The sequence below is a fragment of the Cupriavidus sp. C2SS-8b genome, from assembly GCF_057073745.1.
On the sequence record NZ_CP172717.1, the window covers coordinates 1,675,276 to 1,695,636 of the forward strand.

Sequence of the window (20,361 nt, forward strand, 5' to 3'; positions counted from 1 at the left end):
GGTTGCAGTGGATCATAGTGATACAATTTGATTCAAACAATCGCCGTTTGTGTATCACTTAAAGGTGCGCGCATGACCACCCGACCGGAGATGGATCCCGTTTCGCCGCAAGTTGCGCGGCTCGCGCGTGGGCTCAAGCTTGGCGCCAATTCCATGCTGGTGACGCTGTTCGGCGACGTGGTGGCGCCACGGCCGCAGGCGATATGGCTGGGCAGCCTGATCCGCCTGGCCGCGCCATTCGGCATCAATGACCGGCTGGTGCGCACCGCGACGTTCCGGCTGACGGCGGATGACTGGCTCGATGCCACGCGGATCGGGCGGCGCAGCTACTACGGCTTGTCGGAGGCCGGCTTGCAGCGCTGCGTTCATGCCGGCAAGCGCATCTATGCCGGCGATGCGCCCGACTGGGACGGCCGCTGGACGCTGGCGCTGGTGCGCGGCGACGCGCGTGCGACGATCCGCCAGCGGCTCAAGCGCGAACTGCTGTGGGAGGGCTTTGGCGCGATTGCGCCTGGCGTGTATGCGCATCCGAATGCCGATGCGGGCTCGCTGCGCGAGATCATCCGTGCCGCGCAGGCGCAGGACTTCGTTGCCGTCATGGAAGCGACCAGCCTCGAGGCATTCTCGATCCGCCCGCTGCAGACGCTGATGCACCAGACCTTCAAGCTTGGCGACGTGGCGTCCGCGTGGCAGGCGCTGCTGCGCCGCTTCTCGCCGGTGCTGGCCGACGCACACGACATGGCGCCGGCGGACGCGTTTTTCGTGCGCACGCTGCTGCTGCACGAATACCGCCGCGTGCTGTTGCGCGACCCGAACCTGCCGGAGCAACTGCTGCCCGCGGACTGGCCGGGCCGCACCGCGCGCGACCTGTGCCGCGCTATGTACGCGGCCCTGCTCGACGCCAGCGAAGACTACCTGCGCGACGTGGTCGAAGTGTCCGAAGGCCACCTCGTCAACGCGAATCGCGCGCTGCGCAAGCGCTTTGGCGCGGGCAGCCATGCCGAGGCCGCCCGCTAGCGGCAGGCTTGCGCGTCACTGCCTGGCGCGATCCCTTCACGGTCGCCCATGCCGTAGCCGGGTTGCCGGAGGCTAGGCATCCCCAGGATTCCGACCTACCGTGGAATCAGGGGCAGTCGTCCAGCTTCACCCAGCTTGACCCCGCAACCTCGAACAGGATCCTTCCATGAAAGCAAAGCCAATACTGTTTTCTGCCTCGGCGGCACTCTGTCTGGCGTACGCATCGATCGCCAGCGCAGCACCGATGACCGTGTCATCGAGCGCGTTCTCCGAAAACGCCGTCATTCCCGCGGCACATGGTGGCGGCCAGCCAGACTGCGGCGGCCAGGGCGTATCGCCCCCGATCGCGTGGTCCGGATTGCCGCCAGGCACGCGCTCCGTGGCGATCTTCATGTTCGACCCCGATGGCGCGATGGGCCTGGGGGTTTCGCACTGGGTCGCCTACAACATCGCGGCGGACCGCGGCCACCTCCAGCAGGGCGAGGGGCAGAAAGATGGCCCTGGCATCACCGTCGGCAAGAACATTGCCGGCGAGGCCGCATACCGGGGACCTTGCCCGCCCCCTGGCGATGTCCCGCACCATTACATCGTGACGGTGGTCGCGACCGATCTGAAGCCAGGCGCGCTGCCCGCGGGCCTGACGCGTGACGAGCTCATGGCAGCACTGAAAGGGCATGCGCGCGGCGGCGCCAGCGTGGTGGGCCGCTACGGCGGGAAATAGAAGCAGAACGGTCGAACACCAGGGGCGGCGGCATCACAAACTTGGCAAACTCGACGGTCAAAATGGGCGCTTTTGCCAGTGCGGCGGGTGCCGCGCTGAACGACAAATCCAGCAAGGAGCCCGCCCGATGTTCCGTCAAACCGTCCTGGCCAGCGCCATCACGCTGGCCTGCCTTGCGCTGTCGCCGTCGCTGCAGGCGCAGACCGCCTACCCCGCCACGCTCGCCGGCCATGCCGTGCTGCCGGCACAGAGCTACCTGGCGGTGCCCAAGGACGCGCCGGCCGACCTGCAGTTCAGCGGCAAGTTCACTACCGCGCAACGCGCAGATGCCCCCGGCACCGTAGAGGGCAAGTCGAACGGCCGGCCGACCGGCGTGTCGCTGCCGTTCCGCGGCCAGCCCGCGCAGGGCCACTCCGGCATCAAGCGCATGGCGGATGGCACCTTCTGGGTGCTGACCGACAACGGCGCGGGCGCCAAGGTCAACTCGCCGGACTTCATGCTGTACCTGAACCACTACAAGGTCGATTTCGCGAGCGGCAGGTTCCAGCGCCTGAAGACCGTGTTCCTGCACGACCCGGACAAGAAGGTGCCGTTCCGCATCGTGCATGAGGGCACCAGGGCACGCTACCTGACCGGTTCGGATTTCGACACCGAGAGCTTCCAGTTCGCCGGCGGCTCGCTGTGGATCGGCGACGAGTTCGGCCCGTTCCTGATCCAGGCCGACCTGAACGGCAAGGTGCTGGCGGTGTTCGACACGCAGGTGGATGGCAAGGTCGTACGTTCCCCCGACCATCCGGCCCTGACCTCACCGGGCGCGCCAGATGGCACGGTGAAGTTCGAGGTACGCCGTTCGAAGGGCTTCGAAGGCATGGCGTCATCGCCGGATGGCAGCAAGCTGTACGCGCTGCTTGAAGGCGCGCTGTGGAACGAAGCCAGCCGCGGCTATGAAACCGAAGACGGCAAGCCCTATCTGCGCGTGCTGGAATTCGACGTCAAGCAACGCACCTGGACCGGACGCCACTGGAAATACGTGCTCGAGGCCGGCCATCATGCGATCGGCGATTTCAATATGATCGACGCCACCACCGGCCTGATCATCGAGCGCGACAACGGCGAAGGCACGCCCGACAAAGCCTGCCCCGCGGGCCAGAAGCGCACCGACTGCTTCGATGACGTGGCGAAGTTCAAGCGCGTCTACAAGATCGAGCTGACCGATGCCAACGCCGGCGCCCCGGTGCGCAAGATCGGCTATATCGACCTGCTGCGTATGGCCGACCCGAACCATCTGGCACGGAAGCCGCTGACGGATGGCATGCTGGCGTTCCCGTTCTTCACGATCGAGAACGTGGACGTGGTGGATGCCACGCACATCGTCGTGGGCAATGACAACAACCTGCCGTTCTCCAGCAGCCGTGAACCGAATCGTGCGGATGGTAACGAGCTGGTGTTGCTGGAGGTGGGGGAGTTTTTGAAGGCGAAGTGAAGGTCGTAGTGCGGCTGTTTGTACCCCTCTCCCACTGACGTGGGAGGATTGATCAATGTCCTGGGTCGCCGCGAAGCCATCGCGTTGATCGATGCAGCGGTAGAGAGCGGTGCGTGCGTGCTGCAGCTTCTGGTCTTCGGTATAGGGGTCGTAGTAGAACGTCACGCCACCCGGCTTGAGGGTATCCGGCAGCTGCGACAGCAGCGCGTCCGGCGTCACGCCAGCCAGCACCGAGGTGGCCGGCGTCAGCGTCAGGTACTGGGTGCGATCGGTGTTGGCACCCGGCGCCTCCAGCGGATTGCCACCCAGGTTCGCCGTGAAATGCCAGTCGATGGTCTTCGCCCCGCCCGTCGTCGGCGTGCCGGGCGTGGTCACGATCACCGGATTGAACTGCCACGGCCGAGTCGGGTCTGCCGACGGGTTGCCCGGCGGCAGCGACCCCGCCGGCACCGGAGCCGGCCCCAGCGAAATCACCTGCCTGGGCACCGTCGCCGGCGGCGTCGGCTGGTCCGGGCTGGTGTAGCCGTTGAGCAGCCCGGCGCCGGTGATATCCACCTGCTTGCCCAGGATGTTGCGACGCCTACTCCGCCAAAACTACCGTCCCCGAAATAATGGAGGTTTATCTTGAATGAATTTTTAAAGACGAATGTACCTGCTGGGTACGACTGGTTGCTTGCTCGCGGTCTCGTTGGCTACGAACCTTTTGGCCAGCTACAGCCATGGCGCTACCTACCTCCCGAGCATAGTTTTTGGGCGTCGAATCAGATGGCCTGGCGTTACTAACAAGCGCTTGCTCGCCTTTGCCAAAAGGCAGGACTGCGATGATCTCGCGTGTTTCGTCGTTGACGATGGCGGTGTGGTTCAGGGCGTCGCGCTGATTCACGGATGGACGGAGAATGGCTTTGATTTTTGTGAAGAATTCGCCAATTTTTGGACTTGGCTAAAGCGTTCAAGTCGACGTTATCGCCGCTGATGTTGCCGCGGGTCGCCTTGGCCAGCGCCTGCGCATAGCCCTCAGGTAGGTACACCTGCGGCCCCATCGCCTTCACCCGGTGACGCAAATCCATCGATAGCTTCCCACTTACACGAATTCATGGGTGTCTTTATCCACGAATAATCAACTCTAAAGCCTGGGGGAAAGACTACTTGATTTCCCTCACCCACAAGGCCTCCCTTGCTGAGCAGCACCCGCGCCCGTGAAGTGCCTCGTTCCGGACAGTTCAATATTCAATACGCCCCGTCAACGTTCGATATATCGATGCAGCCTCTCGAAATCGACTGTCCCCAATCTCGCAACACCCAGAGGGACAATTAATTTCAGTAGACATCCCAAACAAAAACAAAAACAAAAAAAAGCCTATGACCTCGATTTGGCAAGTTATGTATTCCAAAGTATCTCGTCGACTCTTCCATGACCAATCAATCTGGCATTCTCTCTGACCTCGAATTCATCTCCGACTTTTATTTTTTCCGAGAAGAACTGCCAGCCTGCAAAGCTGATTTTTGCCTTTATGGTCTCGCCAGGAAAATGGAAATCATTGTCCTCATAGGAATGTACTCCACTGGCTAAGTAGTCAATGGCCGCGAACTTGTGATGCGGAGCGTACCCATTGCGTACGCCCGCCGCCTTCGGTTTTTCCACATCCGCTGAAATCACGAAGGTTGCCAGAATATGATGCATCAAAGCACCCTACTCTCAGCATCGCCGGGCTAAAAACCAAAAATTTTCCACAGCTCCCGCCTAATATCGTCAAGCCGTCCATTCGCGATCACCCGTTCCTCGACAGTTGGCCTGTCAATACAGAAATCTGAGAATCCAGACTTAGACCCCGCCAACGTTCGATATATGGATGCCGCCTCTCGAAACCGACTGTCTCCGATCTCGCAACACCCAGAGACAGCATCAATAGCAGCAGATATCCCAGGCAGAAACGAAACTCCGGCCTCTCTCTCATAAATCTCAAACAGCTCGGTGAGGAGGGCATTGATATGGGAGACGGGAGACATTCGGTGTATTCTTATATTCACTGGCTGAGCAGTCGGCTCAACACCAGGGATTTTCCACGGCTGAGGAACGAAGATTTGGTTGACGTTATTCCCACCGACATAGATACCACCCTGATTGCCAACAGGGCCTTGATAAACTGTCGTGCCGGTCGGAATCTTGATCGCATAGTCACTGCTGTGGATTCCCCCATTCCATCAGATACGATGCAGACACCGGGCCGAGATACTTCCTAATCTCATCCCAACGACCAGGGATTCCTGCCGCTCGCAAGTAGAGAGCTTCAAGTAAGCCGGTCGCCACAAGCGCTTTAAGCGGCATATCGCGATCGTCGAGTCCCTTCTCAATAACGCGAAGATATGGGCTCTTCGTTCGGGCCGAAGCTCCCCAAAATGACCGGCTATTGCCTTACCAAATTTTCCGAATAATACGGTGGTGGGAATGTCTCCCCCCACTCATCAAGGGCTTGCCTTTCGATGAAGTTGAGCACGTCGTCCCCAGACAGCTCCGTTACAAATTCCTGCCAAGTACTCACTATTTTCCTCCCAGTGCGTTTCGAAAATCGCGCAAGACGTTCGAGCCGCGGAACGAGGCTCCACAACCTGTCCCGTTACTGCATTTCGGTAGGCGTGGATTTCAAACTGGGAACCGTCCGCAGCCGTATAGCTTGCGCTGCTCACCTTACTCCAATCCCCCACCATACTCCGAAACCAAACGAGGAGCATCCCGCAAAGAGGCACTGGTCCCATTTGCCTGCGATATTAATGCCGTTTCCAGATATCAACTGCAAAAGTTGCTGTTGGCTCGCCAACGATTTGTTGAGATTCAAACCGTTGACGGCATTCGCTGCACTATCCACGCCGGCCGCGCGAGCCACTCCACTTGGCAACTCTAGACGTAGCTTGGCTTGACGGGCGATCGACGCCCCAACGCGGGTGTCGATGGTGGTCTTTTGCCCCCCCAGACGCGAGTTGTTGGCCGTATACCCTGACTCCGATAAGAAGCAAGGTACACGCGGATGCGCAAATCTAGTCAGCCATCCACGGTTTCAATCCGGATTACGAACCGCTCCGGGAAACCCCGGGACGGTTAAGAGCTATTTAAGGCCGACTGACACCAAGCCATTTGCAGAATGTCGTGTAGACAAATTCGAACGCGTCTTCGATAGCACTAAAAACTCCCAACTCACGCGGCTTGTCACGCTCGACATAATAAACCGTCCATGCTTCCCCTTCAGCTACCACACATACACAATCGCTGTTCCGGATTCCGTCAAGTGAATAGCTACTTGGATGAACGCCGATCGTGGCCAGCTTCCTCTCCAATTCGTCGCGCGTCATTTCAGCCTCTTCTCCAGATATCCATTATCAATATACCACTGCACAGGATTTGGCAATTGAAACTGCGTGCCCTTTCCGGGTTGGCCAAACCAAGGGAGGATTTTTGCCTCCGTAACACCTGAAATAGGCTGCAACACTTGATATTCGAAGTATGGTTTGGTCGTCAGATACGAAGACGGCAGTGCTCTCGAGTCAAACGACGCTCCAAGGGGTGATACAAACGATCCTCCCGGATACCCATAGCGATCCACCCGAGTACCAACTCCAATGGTCGTGTTATACACCGGCGCGTAAGCTCCGCTGTTCGGCGGCCAGATTCCTAGCGCCTCTTGCAGCCGCCCCTCCGCAGCAATGTACTGACTAAAGTTTGAATTTGCACGAGCCGCTTGGCTGGCTGCGATGTTGTCTAGAACGTTGGTCTTGACCGCAGACAATCCAGAGCTTTCTGCTAACGACCTCGTTATGCCAGTGAGGCCAACCCCTTTCAAAGTCCCTGTCAAAAGTCCCTTGATCAGACCGGTGCCAATCAGATCATCCGGCGAGAAGGTTGGTAGCTCCAATCCCTGTGCCTTCGCCTGCGCTATCTGCCAGCTCTTCTCCAATACCTGGCAGTCGGTAGAGCTGCCACCGGCTCCACAAGCCAGGGACGCCTTCTGATCCTGAATCCAGTAAGCAAGGGACTGGCAACTGCTTCCCTCACACCTTGTCAGCCCGTCGGCCAGAATGTCATTGCTCCTCTGATCCTTCTCCGCGTAAATGTTGGCCGCGGCGCACGATGAAATGACACCGTTCGCGCATTCCCTCTTGGCCTTATCAAATGCCAACCTATCCTTGGGGCTCAGGTAGTTGTTCAGCGCCTCGTTTTGCGCGGCACTGGCCGCGGAATTGGCATTCTGTCCGAGCGCCGTTGCCAGACCACCGCCCGCCAGCATCGCGATGGCAGTCACGATCGCCTGGTTCAGCGGGTTCGCCCGATCCGCGTTGGTCTCGATTCCCAACGCACCACCGGCCAACGGCGACACCGCCGCTGCGGTAGCGCCACCGAGCGCACCAGCCTGACAGTTGCCACCGCTAGCAGCCCCAGCGATGCAGCCCAGTACAGCGTGCTCAGCAATGTTTTGCAAAGACCCTGGGTCCGTTGTCGAGCCAATGCTGTTCGCACCGAGCGCAGCCCCTTGAGCCACCAAGTTTTGCGTCAGCGCCTTGCCGAAACTACCCCCATAGAACACCGACCCGACTCCCGCCGTGATACCAGCGGTGGCGAGAATCGCCGCACCTTGCTGCCACAGTGCCCCCGTCGCACCATCCCTGGCGGCCTGCATGACACCGCTGGCATTGCTGACGCCCACCAGGGCCGCCAGGCTCTGCGTGCCGGATCCCGCCACGTTCACGCCAGTGTTGAAGCCAAGGTTGCCGGCGCCGTCCAGCGTGATGCCGTTGGTCAACCCGGCCGTGATCGCGCCGACCGCGCCGGCTTCGAACATCTTGCCAACGCTAAAGCCTTGGCCGGACAGCACCTGGGAGGCGGCGCTGCTCGCCATGCTGGCGAGTGCGGCTGATGCGACGACGTTGCCCAGGCCTGCCGACGTTGCAGCAGTCGTTGCGGTCGCCGCACTCGCCGCTGCCCACGTACTGCCTGCCGCTGCGGCCTCCGTCGCCGTGGCGGTTCCGGCAGCAACCGTACCCGCCGTTTCGTCCGCCGCTGCGCCAATGGCATAGCTCGCCGCGCCATAAGTGACGATGGCAATCACCACCGCCGCCGCCATGACCACCCAGATTGGAACGGCGCTTTGCTTCTTGATGAAGTTCTGGTGGATATCGTCGGTCACCGTCCCGGCGGTATAGTCGCCACCGAGATTGGCCTGCAACTGCGCGAGCAGGGCATTGGTCGCCGCCTGGTTAGTCGTGCCGTCCGGGTTGGTGATGCGCAACGCATCGTTGACGGCATTAATGGCGCCAACTTCAAGGTCCAGATTGGCCGCGCTCATGAAGCCGCCCGGCTGCACCAGCGTGCCGCTCACTTCCAGCCAGCCGCCCTTGACCCCGTAGGCGGACTTGCCGATGTCGACCACATTGGGCGTCAAGTCGAGGCTTTCTGCCTTGACACTGAGCGTGTCGCCGGCCGCGATCATGCCCGTGTTGCGAATCGTCCCACCCGCAAAGTTCAGGTTGACGTTATCGCCAGTGATATTGCCGCCCGTCGCCTTGGCCAGCGCCTGCGCATACCCCTCGGGCAGGTACACCTGCGGCACCAGCGCCCTCACGCCTGGGCAAACCAAGCTGCTGACCGTGTTGCAACTCGGGTCGGGCACCGTCTGCTCGACGTACCACAGCATCGGCTTGTCCAGCGCGTTGATCTGCGCCTGCGTCAGCGCTGTGCCTAGCGGGATGCTGTTGGCCTTCGCATAATCGGCCGCGTTCTTGTACAGCGCCAGCTTCTCCTGGTCCGTGACCGAGAGTTGAGTCTGGTTGTCGTACGTCAGCCCGCTGATGAAGCTGTCCTTGCCGGTCTGCTGCAATGCGGCCTGCTGCAGCTTCTGGTCTTCGGTATAGGGGTCGTAATAGAACGTCACGCCACCCGGCTTGAGAGTATCCGGCAGCTGCGCCAGCAGCGCGTCCGGTGTCACGCCAGCCAGCACCGACGTGGCTGGCGTCAGCGTCAGGTACTGTGTGCGATCGGTGTTGGCACCCGGCGCCTCCAGCGGATTGCCACCCAGGTTCGCCGTGAAGTGCCAGTCGATGGTTTTCGCCCCGCCCGTCGTCGGCGTGCCGGGCGTGGCCACGATCACCGGATTGAACTGCCACGGCCGAGTCGGGTCTGCCGACGGGGTGCCCGGCGGCAGCGAGCCGGCAGGCACCGGGGGCGGCCCCAGCGAGATAACCTGCCTGGGCACCGTCGCCGGCGGCGTCGGCTGGTCCGGGCTGGTGTAGCCATTGAGCAGCCCGGCGCCGGTGATATCCACCTGCTTGCCCAGGATATTGCCGGTGTTCGCGACCTGCCCGCCCGCCGTCACCATCAGCACATTGCCGGCCTGAATCAGCGACTCCTGGGTGCCCAGCACCGCCACGCCGTTGGTGCTGTGGGTCTTGTCCGAACTGAACATGCCCGTCTTCTCGACCCACATGCCGGCCCAGTTCGCGTTCTGCACGAGGCTCGTGTTATCCACGCCGCCGGTCATGGTCACCGTGACGTTGTTGCCGCCCGCAATCATGCCCCCGTTGTTCGCCAGCGTCGTGCCGCTCAGGTTCACGTCCCGCGCGCCCTGGATGATGCCTGCCGGACCAGCGGCCACGGTTTCATCGGCCGAGCAGTTGCTGCCCTTGTAAGAGCCGCCCGCGTTGCAGCCGCCGGCGTAGGACGGGTTGAGGTTGCCGTAGTCCTTGTGCAGCGTCACCGGGTCCATGGCCTTGTTGATCAGCGTCGGCGCGCTGATCGACACGTCACCGCTGATCGACTGGATCGTGCCGCTCTGATTGGTGACGCCGCCCGTGGCCGTGATGTCGACATTGCCGCGCGCGGCCAAGGTGCCGTTCAGGTTCTGCACGTTGGCGGCCTGCACCGTCAGCGTGCCGTCGGCGGCTACGGTGTTGTTCTGCTGCTGCCACGTCAGGTTATCGACATGCGGGCTGGCGTTCGCGCACGTGGTCGAGCCCGGCATGCAACCCGGCGTGGTCGTCACCTTGGCGTCGTAGAAGCCCTGGTTGGTGAAGGTGCCTGGCGTTGTGATCGTGATATTGCCCGCCGCCGCCAGATCCCCTGCATTGGTCAGGTTGCCTGAGCCATTCAGGGCGAGATTGCCGCCGGCGGTAATCTCGCCGGCCTTGCCGGCGCGCTCCGTCACGCTCGCCTGCGCAGGGGTCATCGGCGCAGAGCCGTCCGCGGCCTTGCCGATCACGAAAGGCGTGTCGGCTCCCGAAAACACCTCGCAGCCATTGTCCCCTCCGTTGCACACAGTCCTCGTGAGCGGTCCATACATCAGGGTGTTGCCGGGGGCGGCCAGTCCGCCCGTGGTGGTGCCGCCAATGGCCTGCAGTTGCGCCAGGAACGCCGACAGGCTGGCCTGGTTCACCGTGTCGGTCACGCCATCGATCAGCGATGCCGAACGGCCGTTGTCCAGCGCGCTCAGGTTCAGCGTCACGTCACGCGCGGCAGAGATGACACCGCCCTTGTTGGACAGCGACGCGGCAGTCATGTCCAGCTTCCCGCCGCTTGAGATCTGGCCGGCAACGCCGTCGGTCTGCTGCACGACATTGCGGTCCACCGTCACTGCGGACAGGGGCAAGCTTTGCTGCGGCGCGTCCGGATACGCCGCCGGGTCTACCCCAAGGTGCCACATCTGCGCCCATTGCATTGAACCGTTCAGGTCGCCCGTCGGCACCTCCACGCTACCCAGCAGCAGAGGAATCGTCCCATCGGGATTCCGCTTGAGGTCGCCAATCGTCACGTTGACCAACGGACCGGTCATGGTGGTACTGCACCCGGCATCGCCCGCGCAAATGGTGTTCGCCGTGGCGACACTTCCGATGATGATCGAATTGACCAGCGCGTCGTTGGTGACCTGCCCGCTGACGCTGCCCGCATCGACCGGTGCGCTGCGGTCGTTGATGACCTGCTGGGCGGCGATGTGCACGTCCCCCATCGCGCCAATCACGCTGGCAGTATTGTTCAGTGTCCCGGTGATATCGACAGCCAGATTCCTGCCGGCCTGCGTGGTACCACCCCGGTTGTCAAAGTCGCCGCCGGTGATGCCGAGATTGCCCAGCGCTTCAACCGTGCCGGCGTTGACCACATTGCCAGCCAGCGCCAGATCGCCGTTGGCGTGCACCGTGCCGGTATTGCCGACCGTGCCGCCCGACATGCTCAGATTGCCGCCACCGACGATCTGGCCGCTGTTGTCCAGCAGGCCAGCGGTGGATAGCGACAGGTCGCCGGCCTTCTGAATCGTGCCGCTGTTGCTGATGCCTTGCGTAGCCGTGAGCACTGCATTGCCACCCGCCACGTCCCATGTGCCCGCGTTGTGGATCGCCAGCGCCGAGAGCGCGAACGTACCGTTGGCGCCCAGCGTCCCCGCCGCCGCCGGATCAAAAGTCTGGTTGAGGGCGGAGAGCGTCAGGTTGTTGCCGGCGAGCAGTTGTCCGGCAGCGTTGTTGAAGCTGCCATCGGCGCCCGTGACCGTGAAGGACAGATCGCCAACGGTCGGGCTCAGTCCGGTCAGGTCACCCGCCAGGATCGTGCCGCCGGCGTTGCCCGTCAGCGCGCCAGTGGTCACGTTCAGGGTCTGCACGCCGACCAGCAGGCCGTTGGCGTTGTCCAGGCTGTTCGTGGCCGTCACGTTCGTGAGCTGGCCGCCCAGCGTGCCACGGTTCACCACATCGACTGCATTGACGTTGACCGTGTTGCCGACCAGTGCGCCCGTAGCCGTGTTGGTGATGCGACTGCCATGAACGGCGAGGTTCTGCGTCGCCACAGTGGTGCCCGCATTGCTGACCGCCTGGCCGGCCAGCGTCGCATTGGTGGTTTGGGTATTGCCGGTGAGCGTCAGGCTGTTGGCCGCGGCTACGTCCAGCGATCCGGCCACCTGGTTGTCTTTTGTCGTGGCGGATCCGAGAGCAATGTCCTGCCCGCGCAGCGTAGCGTTGCCGCCGACATACGGCAGGCTGCCCACGGTCAGCGTCTGACCGGCCGTCGCGTTCAGATCGCCGGCGGTCAGCACGCTGCCAGCGAGGTTCACATTCTGGCCAGCGCCGATCGTGGCATTGCCCATGGCGAGCAGCGATCCCGCCACCGCGGCTGAGCCGTTTGTGGCTCGGATCGTGGTGTTGCCGCCGCTGGCCACGCTGCCCGAGACCCTGGCGTCCTGCCGGGCCGAGATTGTGGTGTCGCCATCGCTGGTCAGTGCCCCGTTGACGGTGGCGCTGCCGCCAGTAGCCGTGATGGTCGTGTTGCCCTGGCTTTGCGCTTGGCCGCCTACCGTCACGTTCTGCGCAGCCTGCAAGGTCAGGTCTGCATTGCTGCCGATCTCGCCGCTGGTGGCGATGCTGCCCGCTGTTGCGGTCACCGTCACCGGGCCGGTGGCCACCACCCGTCCACCCAGGTTCGCATCCGTGCCGGCACTCACGCTCAGCGAGCCGGGCGAGACAACATCCCCGGTCGTCGTCACGCTGCCTGTCACCCCTGTCAGTGACACATTGCCCGCAGTGCTGCCAGCCGCGCCGTTGATCGTGAGATTGCGCTGCGTCGACAAATTGAGATCGCCGGCCGATACGGCACTGCCATCGATCGTGGTATCGCGTGCCGCGCCCAGGGTGATGGTCCCCGGCGAGGTCACATCCCCGCCAAGGTGGATATCACCTTTGCCGTCGTTGCCGGCCGCGGTAATGGTGATCTGCGAGCCCGAGACGGCACCGCCGATATCCACGCTGCCACCGGCTGCCAGCGTGGCCGCCTGCTGGGCAGCGACACCACCGGCGCCGGTGATCGAGCCGCCCGCGTGGGCCGTGACCACCTGATTGGCACCGAGCGTGCCGCCGAGCGTCACGTCTTGTGCCGCGCGCACGGCATAGCTGCCTTCCGCCTGGCCGTTGCCGGCCGTGGTGACATTGACGGCAGAGGTCAGCGCCACATCGCCCTTGCCATAGGTCTTGCCGACCTTGAGGTTGCCGGCCGAATCGAGCGTCAGGTTGCCTGCTGAGGCGGCCAGGTTGCCGTCCGCGCGCACCCCCACTCCTGCCGCCGTGGACAGGATCGTGATCTGGCCCGCCGTCATGGCGCCAAAGGCGGTCGCATCGATCGCCAGGCCGTTGGTCGCAGTCGTATTGGTGGCCGCGTTGTTCGGGCCGGTAGCCGTGGTCGTGAAGCCCGCACCGGCCGGCGCCACCAACTGCCGCCCGGCCACCATGTTGATCTGGTTGCCGGCGTAGAGTGCCGCGTCGACGCCAATGGACTCGGCGATCAGGTTGATATTCCCGACCGTACCCTCGATGCCGACGCCGTTGGAGTTGCCCGGCACCGGATTGGCAATCTGGATGCGCCCGCCTTCGACCAGGAAGCCGGCCGCGGCCGCCGCATCAAAGCTGCTTGGGGCGCCGGTCGTGGACAGGAACTGCGGCACGCCGGTGGTGAGGGTCACCTGCGTCGCATTGGTAAAGCCTGCGCCGTTGGTGTAGATTCCGCCGGGCGCTGCAATGACAAGCCCGGCCGGTGCGCCGTAGATCTCCACGGTGCCGTTGACCTGCGCCGGCGCGGTACTGGTGACCTGGTTGATGATCAGGCCCGCCGGACCCGAGCCGGAGAGATTCGGGTTCGCGCCGACCTGGCCGCCGAGGAAAGTGCCCCCGCCCGTGGTGCTGTTGTTCAGGATCAGGCCAACGGGATCGACCACAAACGCGCGATACTGGTTCAGCGAAATCCCCGCCGCGTTCGGGGTCGTGATCCCCACGACAGGCACGCCTCCTTCGGGCGCGCCCGGGCCCGTAGTGGTCGTGATCGTCGGCTGGAACCGGATCGGCGCCGTAGGGTCGACGATGGGCGCGGCTGCGGCCTCACGCAGCCCAAAGCTGGCCGCCACCGGCAAGTGATTGACCGCCCAGCGCATCAACCCCTGGCGCGCCGCTCCCGCCAATACCGCAGGCGTATCCACGGCGACTGCACCCGCAGCCAGCACGCCAGCAGCCTGCTGCGCCTGCTGGAGCGACACCTGCAGCGGCGCCAGCCACAACGTGACCGCGACCGCGCCGGCCAGGGCGCGTGCCGCGATGCTGGTGCGGGCGCGTTCCGCCATCGACACATCGGCCGTGATCCCTGACACCTCGTCGCTCACGGCGTCAGCCTGTGCGGCAGGGTTCGGTGCTGTGAGGGCCGTGGCGGCCGGCTGCTTGCGGTTCATGGAAATCCTGACGTGCTGTTTGCGGCTTGTCCTGCGTCGGGTTGGCGCGTTGGCTCACGCGCCGGGCCAGCGCGGCGAGGCAACGCCCCGCCCTGCTGCGCGCTTACTGGGAAATCTTTGCCTTCGTCAGCAACTGCGTGACCAGCGCGGTGGTCGCGCGTTCAAGCGCCTGCGCCTGCAGGGCCTGCTGAATGCCCGGCTTCACCTGATCGAAGGCCGGCACCTGCGTGGCACGAACCTCATCGACCTTGATGAGGTAGAAGCGGCCATCGATGGCAATGGGTGCGGCGCTGACCGCGCCGGCCGGCAAGGTCGCGATGCCTTGTGCGAGCGGCAATGGCAGACCCTGTGTCTTGCCCTCCTGAGCCGGCACCTTGAAGCTGACCCAGTCCATCGCGCCGCCAGCGGCCTTGGAAGGCGCGAGGCTGACCTGCTGCGCGACCTTCGCAAAATCCTCACCGCCCTTGATCCGCGCAAGCGCCGCCTTGCCACCGGCCTCGTCGGCTACCTGGATCAGCCGGGCCTTGTATTCCTTGTCGCCAAGGCTGGCCACGATGGCGTCGTAGCGCGCCTTGACGTCGGCGTCGGTGACAGGCGCGGGCTTGATATGGTCCTTGAGCCAGGCCTGCGTGAGAATCGCGGACTTCGCATCGCGGATGGCCTGCTGCACGTCGGCACGCGATTCGAGGGCCTTGTCCTTGCTCGCCTCCTGGCGGAACAGCTCGCGTGCAATCAGTTGCTGCGTGATGGCACTGCGCGCTTGCGGCGTATCGGCAATGTGCGCCTGCTGGAGCGCGGCCGTGACCTGGCTGTCCGGGATGGCCACGCCATTGACAGAGGCCGCACCGGCGGCGGGAAGATAGGCCTGCAGACCGAAAGCCAGGGCGGTGACCATCAGGAGGCGGGAAGCGTGGCATTGCATGGGGTTCATCCTTGAAATGTCGAGACTCAATAGAGCCAGTTAAGCGTGGCCAGCACGATTGGGCGCTTGTTGCCCAGTACGGCGGGCTGGGCCAGCGGCATGCCGACCAGAAGCTCGCTGGTGAAGGTTTGCCGGGCCCAATTGGCCACAAGGCGAATGCCGGCGCCAGTGCCGGCCACGTATTGCCAGTGGCGCGTGGCCACGTACATGGCCTGGCCGCCGTCGAGAAACAGGTACGGCTCCATGCGCAGCGCGCCCAGCATCGGGGCGTTGGCCCATGCCAGTTCGTTACGCCAGTAGGCACCGCGGTCCCCCGCGATCACCCCTTCGCGGAAGCCCCGCACCGTGCTCATGCCACCGGCATAGATCTGCTCGGAGCCAAACAACGCGACGTTTGTCCACTGGCCGACCAACTGGCCGCGCCAGGCAAGGCGCGCGCTGTCGAAGACGCCCGGTAACGGAAATTGCCAGCCGACGTTGCCGTCCAGCTTGGTGAACTGCGCGTGCGCCTCGTCGGTGCGGATGTCGGAGGGGTCGCGCGTAGCATTGACGCTGGGCAAGCCACGCGAGAGACCCACTTCGGCTGTGCCGTATCCGGGCTGGCTATTGGCCGTGAAGCGCCGCAGCCCGCTCCAGGCCGCGCGCAGAACGGTCAGGCGCTGCGGGTCGAGCCAGAGATTGTTGATCTCACGCTCGGTCTTGCGGTGCGTCAGCGTCAGGTCGAAGGCCTGCCGGCCGCTCTGGCTGCGGGTGAGCACGCGGTTCCAGCCAACCGTATGGCCAAAAGTGCGGCCATAGAGCAGCGCCGTATCGCCGATGACGTTCTGGTACTCGGAGAGCGACCCGGTATAGCTGAAAGTGTTGTAGCCCCACGGCACGGCCGCCGACACCACGCCGGCATTGGTGTCCAGCGTGCCAACATAGCTGGCCGACAGCGATTCCTGCCACCCCAGCGCGTTGTCCGCATCGAAGCCGAGCCGCGTGCGAGATATCCCGGTGGCCTTGCTGCCATAGTTGTCGATGCCGGCGTTGAAGCGAAACCGGTCGCCCGGTTGATTGGCCAGCGCAACGATGGAGCTGCCGGGTGTCTGGCCGGGTTGGATCTGCAACTCGGCGCGGTTGCGGCGCAGCCGGTTGATCTGGTCCACGCCCTGCTCCAGGTCGGGCAGCCGCAAGGTGTCGCCGGGAGCCGGAAACTGGGTGGCAGTACCAGCGTCGGTGATCCAGCCGCCGCCCACCGTGTCAAACAGCGCGCGGTCATTCGGCCGGATCGACGTGCCGTTGAGCGTGATGCCCTCTACCTTGCCGGGCACGACCGTAATGACCAACACGCCACTGGCCAGGTTCTGCTCGCCGAGATACGCACGCGTGGTGATATAGCCCCTGGCGACGAACGCCTCGGTGAAGCGCCGCAGCAACAGGTTGATGCGGTTGGTGCCCAATGCGTGGCCAACGAAAGGCGCGGTGATGGCATCGATCTCGCGATCTGTCAGTACGGTGTTGCCGCGCACCTCGATGCGCCCGATCTCGAAGGTGGCTGAGGATTCAGGCACGGACTCCACCGATGCATCGGCGGGGACCACGGCTGGCGTCTCGATCCGGGTCGGAGGCTGGGTCGCCTCGCGTTCGAGCTCGCGCTGGCGCTGCTCGCGCAGCAGCCGTTGCGCGGGATCTTCGGGCACGAGCGCGGCCGGAGGCACCTGCGCCCAGACCGGCGCGCAAGCCAATGCGACGGCGGCACAGACGATCGCACGTAGCGAAACTGGAAGCCGCCTCATTGCCAGAACCCGGAGGTGAGACCGAGGTGGTTCTCGATCGAGACCGGATCGCGCTGGCGCGGCCGCACGACTGTGGCCACGCCACTGACCGTGACGTTGCCGTCGAAGCTGCCGCCATCCGTGACCGTGTCGCCATTGATCTGCGTCTTTCCGGCGGCCATCCAGCTGCCGCCGACGTCCGCTGCATACAGACGCGCCCAGGTATCCCCGAAGAAGGCCTTGAAGCCGCGATCGCGGGAGATCGCCGTATAACCCGTGATGCCGGTCGCATAGGTCACCGGGGCCGTGACGGTCAAATCGCCCATGGCCAGCACACGGCCTCCAGTATTGATGGCCGCCGTGCCGGCCCGGATATCGATGTCGCCGCCGGCGGACAGCAAGCCGCCCGTCACGCTGGTGGTGGACGATGCCGAGGTCCGGCACACGATCAGGCAGGATCGCTCGAAGTGGGCCGAGCCGGTAGCGATGCCCTCGTTGCGGAAGGTATTGGCCGCATCGATGCGGATTGGGCCGTTGTTGGCGTAGATGTCGCCGCCGTAGTTGATGACGTTGCGTCCGGAGATCGTCGTGCCCTTGTCCGAGAGCAGATAGGCGATCTGGTCGGGGCGGTCGATTTGCCCGTAGTCGACGTCAAGCCCGGTCGTGCGCCGGCTGAGGACGAGCCAGCGCTGGCCCGCGCTGCTGTAGGTGGCCAGTTGCCCGCCACCCGTGCCATCGGTATGCGTGACCGTGTTGACGACGTCCCCGGTCGCTGCCACGCGCAGGTATCCGTTGGAGAGGAAGCGGCCATACTGATTGACGATGTTGCCGCCGCCGGCGATGTCCACGTCATCGGCCGCGCCAAAAACGATGCCCAGCAGGCCGGGCGTCGAAACATTGTTGACGTTGCCACCTGCCTTGATGGTGACCGCCCCCGTGGAGAGCACGTTGTCCGCGATGCGTGTCTGGCCCTGGATCAGCCCACCGGTTTCAGGACGTCCTGCCGGGCAGTGACTGTACCGGAGGCCAACTGCAAGTCGCCGGTCCCGGAGACCGAGAAATCGCCCGCGGTGGCATAGGCCGCGCCAGCGTGGCGCACGCCCGCCCCCTGGTCCGTGACCATCAGTTCGATGCGACCGGAACTCAAGCTGCCCGCCCCAGTAATGTCGATGGCGATCCCTTGCCCGGCGCTGACAGTGGGCGCCGAGTATGCGATCCAGCGCGTCAGGTTGTCGGTAGCGGAGATGCTGGTGTCGATCTCCGCCCGGCTGCTGCCCGCAACCAGACGCACCTTCGCATTGGGATGCTCGTACAGGTTCGTGACCGGTCCACCAACGCGAATCCGCTTGGCAAACAGCTCGAGGTTCAGCAACGTGCCCGACAGGCCTTCGGGGCCGATCTCGATGGTTCCCTGACTGGTCGTCAGCACGATGGCCTGGGGCCACGGGGTGGCGCCGGCGCGGCTTTTCTTTTCCATTTGCGGAAAGTGCCGCGCGAGAAAGGGCAGAAGCAACCACGAAGCAAGGCACTACGGCGCGTGCCTAACGCCGCCCTTTCCCCGGCTTCTCCCGCAAGCGAGAGAAGCGAGCAAACAGCCCTGCTACCTCAGGCCGCAATACGGAACGTAGCCACCGCCTGCTTCAGCCGCTGTGCCTGCTCTTCCAGCGAGCCCGCCGCTGCCGCGGCCTCTTCAACCAGCGCGGCGTTCTGCTGCGTAACCGAATCCATCTGCGTCACGGCCTGGTTGACCTGCTCGATGCCGGCGCTCTGCTCGGCCGACGCGGCGCTGATCTCGCCCATGATGTCGGTCACGCGCTTGACCGCTTCGACGATCTCCTGCATGGTCTGGCCCGACTGCGCCACCAGGGCCGAGCCCTTCTCCACCCGATCCACCGAATCGCCGATCAGGGACTTGATCTCCTTGGCGGCGGTGGCGCTGCGCTGGGCCAGGCTGCGCACCTCGCCCGCCACCACGGCAAAGCCGCGGCCCTGCTCGCCGGCGCGCGCGGCTTCCACCGCGGCGTTCAGCGCCAGGATATTGGTCTGGAACGCGATGCCCTCGATCACCGCGATGATGTCGACCACCTTCCTCGACGCGCCGTTGATCTCTTCCATGGTCTCGGCCACCTTGTCGGCCACGTCGCCGCCCTTGGCCGCGATCTCCGAGGCGTTCACCGCCAGCGAGCTGGCCTGCCTGGCGTTGTCCGCGTTCTGGCGCACGATGCTGGTCAGCTCTTCCATGCTGGCCGCGGTCTGCTGCAGCGAGGACGCCTGCTCTTCGGTACGCTGCGACAGGTCCGTGTTGCCCACCGCGATCTGGCTGGTGCCCGAGGCAATGGCTTCGGTGCCGGTGCGCACATCGCGCACGATGCGCAGGATATTGGTGTTCATCTCGCCCAACGCGTTGAGCAGCTGGCCGGTCTCGTCCTGGCTGTCCACGCGGATGCGGCTGGTCAGGTCGCCCGACGCCACCGTGCGCGCGATGTCGACCGCATGGCCCAGCGGCCGGATGATGCCGCGCGTGAGCCACACCGCAAACGCAACGCCGATGGCCAGCACCAACACGGCCAGTACGACCAGGCTGTTGCGGGCGTTGGTGTAGATCGTGTTGATCTCGGCAGCCGTGGCGTCGATGCTGGTGCGCTGGATGTCGAGCAGCTTCTGGATCTCGGCCAGGTAGGCATCGCCTGCCGGCACGAACTCTTTCTCCAGCACTTCGTTGGCGCCCTCTGTATCGCCGTCCTGCTTCAGCCTGGTGATCTTGTCGCGCGAGACGTTGTACGGCTCGCGCACCTCCAGGATCTTCTTGAACGCGGCCTTCTCGGCCTCGGACGTCAGCATCGGCTGCATCTTGTCGCGCAGCGCCGCGATGCCTTCGAGCGATGCCTTCGTTTCCCTGGCGAAGAACGCGCCGAGCGACGGATCGGCGCTCTTGGCCACCGCCGTGGTGCGGCGCACGCTGGTATGCATCAGGCGGTACCAGTCGCTGACCAGCCGCTCCTTGGTCAGCGGCTGCTGCATCATGTCATGCGTGCGCTCGGCCACCTGCTGCAGGCGCAGGATGCCAAAGGCGGACATCAACGCGCAAAGCACCAGCACCACGCCAAAACCTACGCCAAGGCGTACCCCGATTCCGAAATTCTTCATTGCTATCTTCTACCTGATCTGGACTTCTGGACCTCGATAAGGCGAAGTGCGGGCGCGCGAGCGCCGCCTTTCGCTCTCGTACC

At 64.0% G+C, this 20,361-nt stretch carries 11 protein-coding genes; 4 read left to right on the plus strand and 7 right to left on the minus strand.

Translation table 11 applies throughout. From position 1 onward, the window contains the following. Nucleotides 1-72: 72 nt before the first annotated feature. The 4 genes from paaX (at nt 73) to ACIGJB_RS24660 (ending at nt 3,744) form a co-directional block, all read left to right on the plus strand. Entirely contained in the window at nt 73-1,017 is a 945-nt protein-coding gene (gene paaX, locus ACIGJB_RS24645) for a phenylacetic acid degradation operon negative regulatory protein PaaX (RefSeq protein WP_483732604.1), read from the plus strand. Between the two features lie 166 nt (nt 1,018-1,183). Beyond that, nucleotides 1,184-1,738: a YbhB/YbcL family Raf kinase inhibitor-like protein gene (locus tag ACIGJB_RS24650; protein WP_483732605.1), complete on the plus strand. Its 555-nt coding sequence runs from the start codon at nt 1,184-1,186 to the stop codon at nt 1,736-1,738. Between the two features lie 127 nt (nt 1,739-1,865). Then, the gene (locus ACIGJB_RS24655; protein ID WP_483732606.1) at nt 1,866-3,221 is read left to right on the plus strand and encodes an esterase-like activity of phytase family protein; all 1,356 of its coding nucleotides are present in this window, start codon (nt 1,866-1,868) and stop codon (nt 3,219-3,221) included. Between the two features lie 331 nt (nt 3,222-3,552). Continuing rightward, nucleotides 3,553-3,744, plus strand: coding sequence for a hypothetical protein (locus ACIGJB_RS24660; protein WP_483732607.1), 192 nt, complete (start codon nt 3,553-3,555; stop codon nt 3,742-3,744). 855 nt (nt 3,745-4,599) lie between these two features. Here the strand turns inward: ACIGJB_RS24660 and ACIGJB_RS24665 are convergent. The 7 genes from ACIGJB_RS24665 to ACIGJB_RS24695 all read right to left on the minus strand — a co-directional run bounded on the left by ACIGJB_RS24665 (nt 4,600) and on the right by ACIGJB_RS24695 (nt 20,278). Continuing rightward, nucleotides 4,600-4,902, minus strand: a complete 303-nt coding sequence (locus ACIGJB_RS24665) for a hypothetical protein (RefSeq protein ID WP_483732608.1) — start codon at nt 4,900-4,902, stop codon at nt 4,600-4,602. 1,660 nt (nt 4,903-6,562) lie between these two features. Next, nucleotides 6,563-14,452, minus strand: coding sequence for a two-partner secretion domain-containing protein (locus ACIGJB_RS24670; protein ID WP_483732609.1), 7,890 nt, complete (start codon nt 14,450-14,452; stop codon nt 6,563-6,565). A gap of 103 nt (nt 14,453-14,555) precedes the next feature. After that, nucleotides 14,556-15,374, minus strand: a complete 819-nt coding sequence (locus ACIGJB_RS24675; RefSeq protein WP_483732610.1) for a peptidyl-prolyl cis-trans isomerase — start codon at nt 15,372-15,374, stop codon at nt 14,556-14,558. Between the two features lie 26 nt (nt 15,375-15,400). Beyond that, the gene (locus ACIGJB_RS24680) at nt 15,401-17,152 is read right to left on the minus strand and encodes a ShlB/FhaC/HecB family hemolysin secretion/activation protein (RefSeq protein WP_483732611.1); all 1,752 of its coding nucleotides are present in this window, start codon (nt 17,150-17,152) and stop codon (nt 15,401-15,403) included. Then, nucleotides 17,149-18,078 carry a hypothetical protein gene (locus ACIGJB_RS24685; protein ID WP_483732612.1) on the minus strand — a complete coding sequence of 310 codons (930 nt, stop codon included), beginning with the start codon at nt 18,076-18,078 and terminating at the stop codon, nt 17,149-17,151. The genes ACIGJB_RS24680 and ACIGJB_RS24685 overlap by 4 nt, the downstream gene beginning before the upstream one ends. Nucleotides 18,079-18,107: 29 nt before the next feature. Further along, nucleotides 18,108-18,608 carry a two-partner secretion domain-containing protein gene (locus ACIGJB_RS24690; protein ID WP_483732613.1) on the minus strand — a complete coding sequence of 167 codons (501 nt, stop codon included), beginning with the start codon at nt 18,606-18,608 and terminating at the stop codon, nt 18,108-18,110. Nucleotides 18,609-18,736: 128 nt separating this feature from the next. Next, a complete protein-coding gene (locus ACIGJB_RS24695; protein WP_483732614.1) occupies nt 18,737-20,278 on the minus strand; it encodes a methyl-accepting chemotaxis protein in 1,542 nt (513 codons plus the stop codon). Nucleotides 20,279-20,361 lie beyond the last annotated feature (83 nt).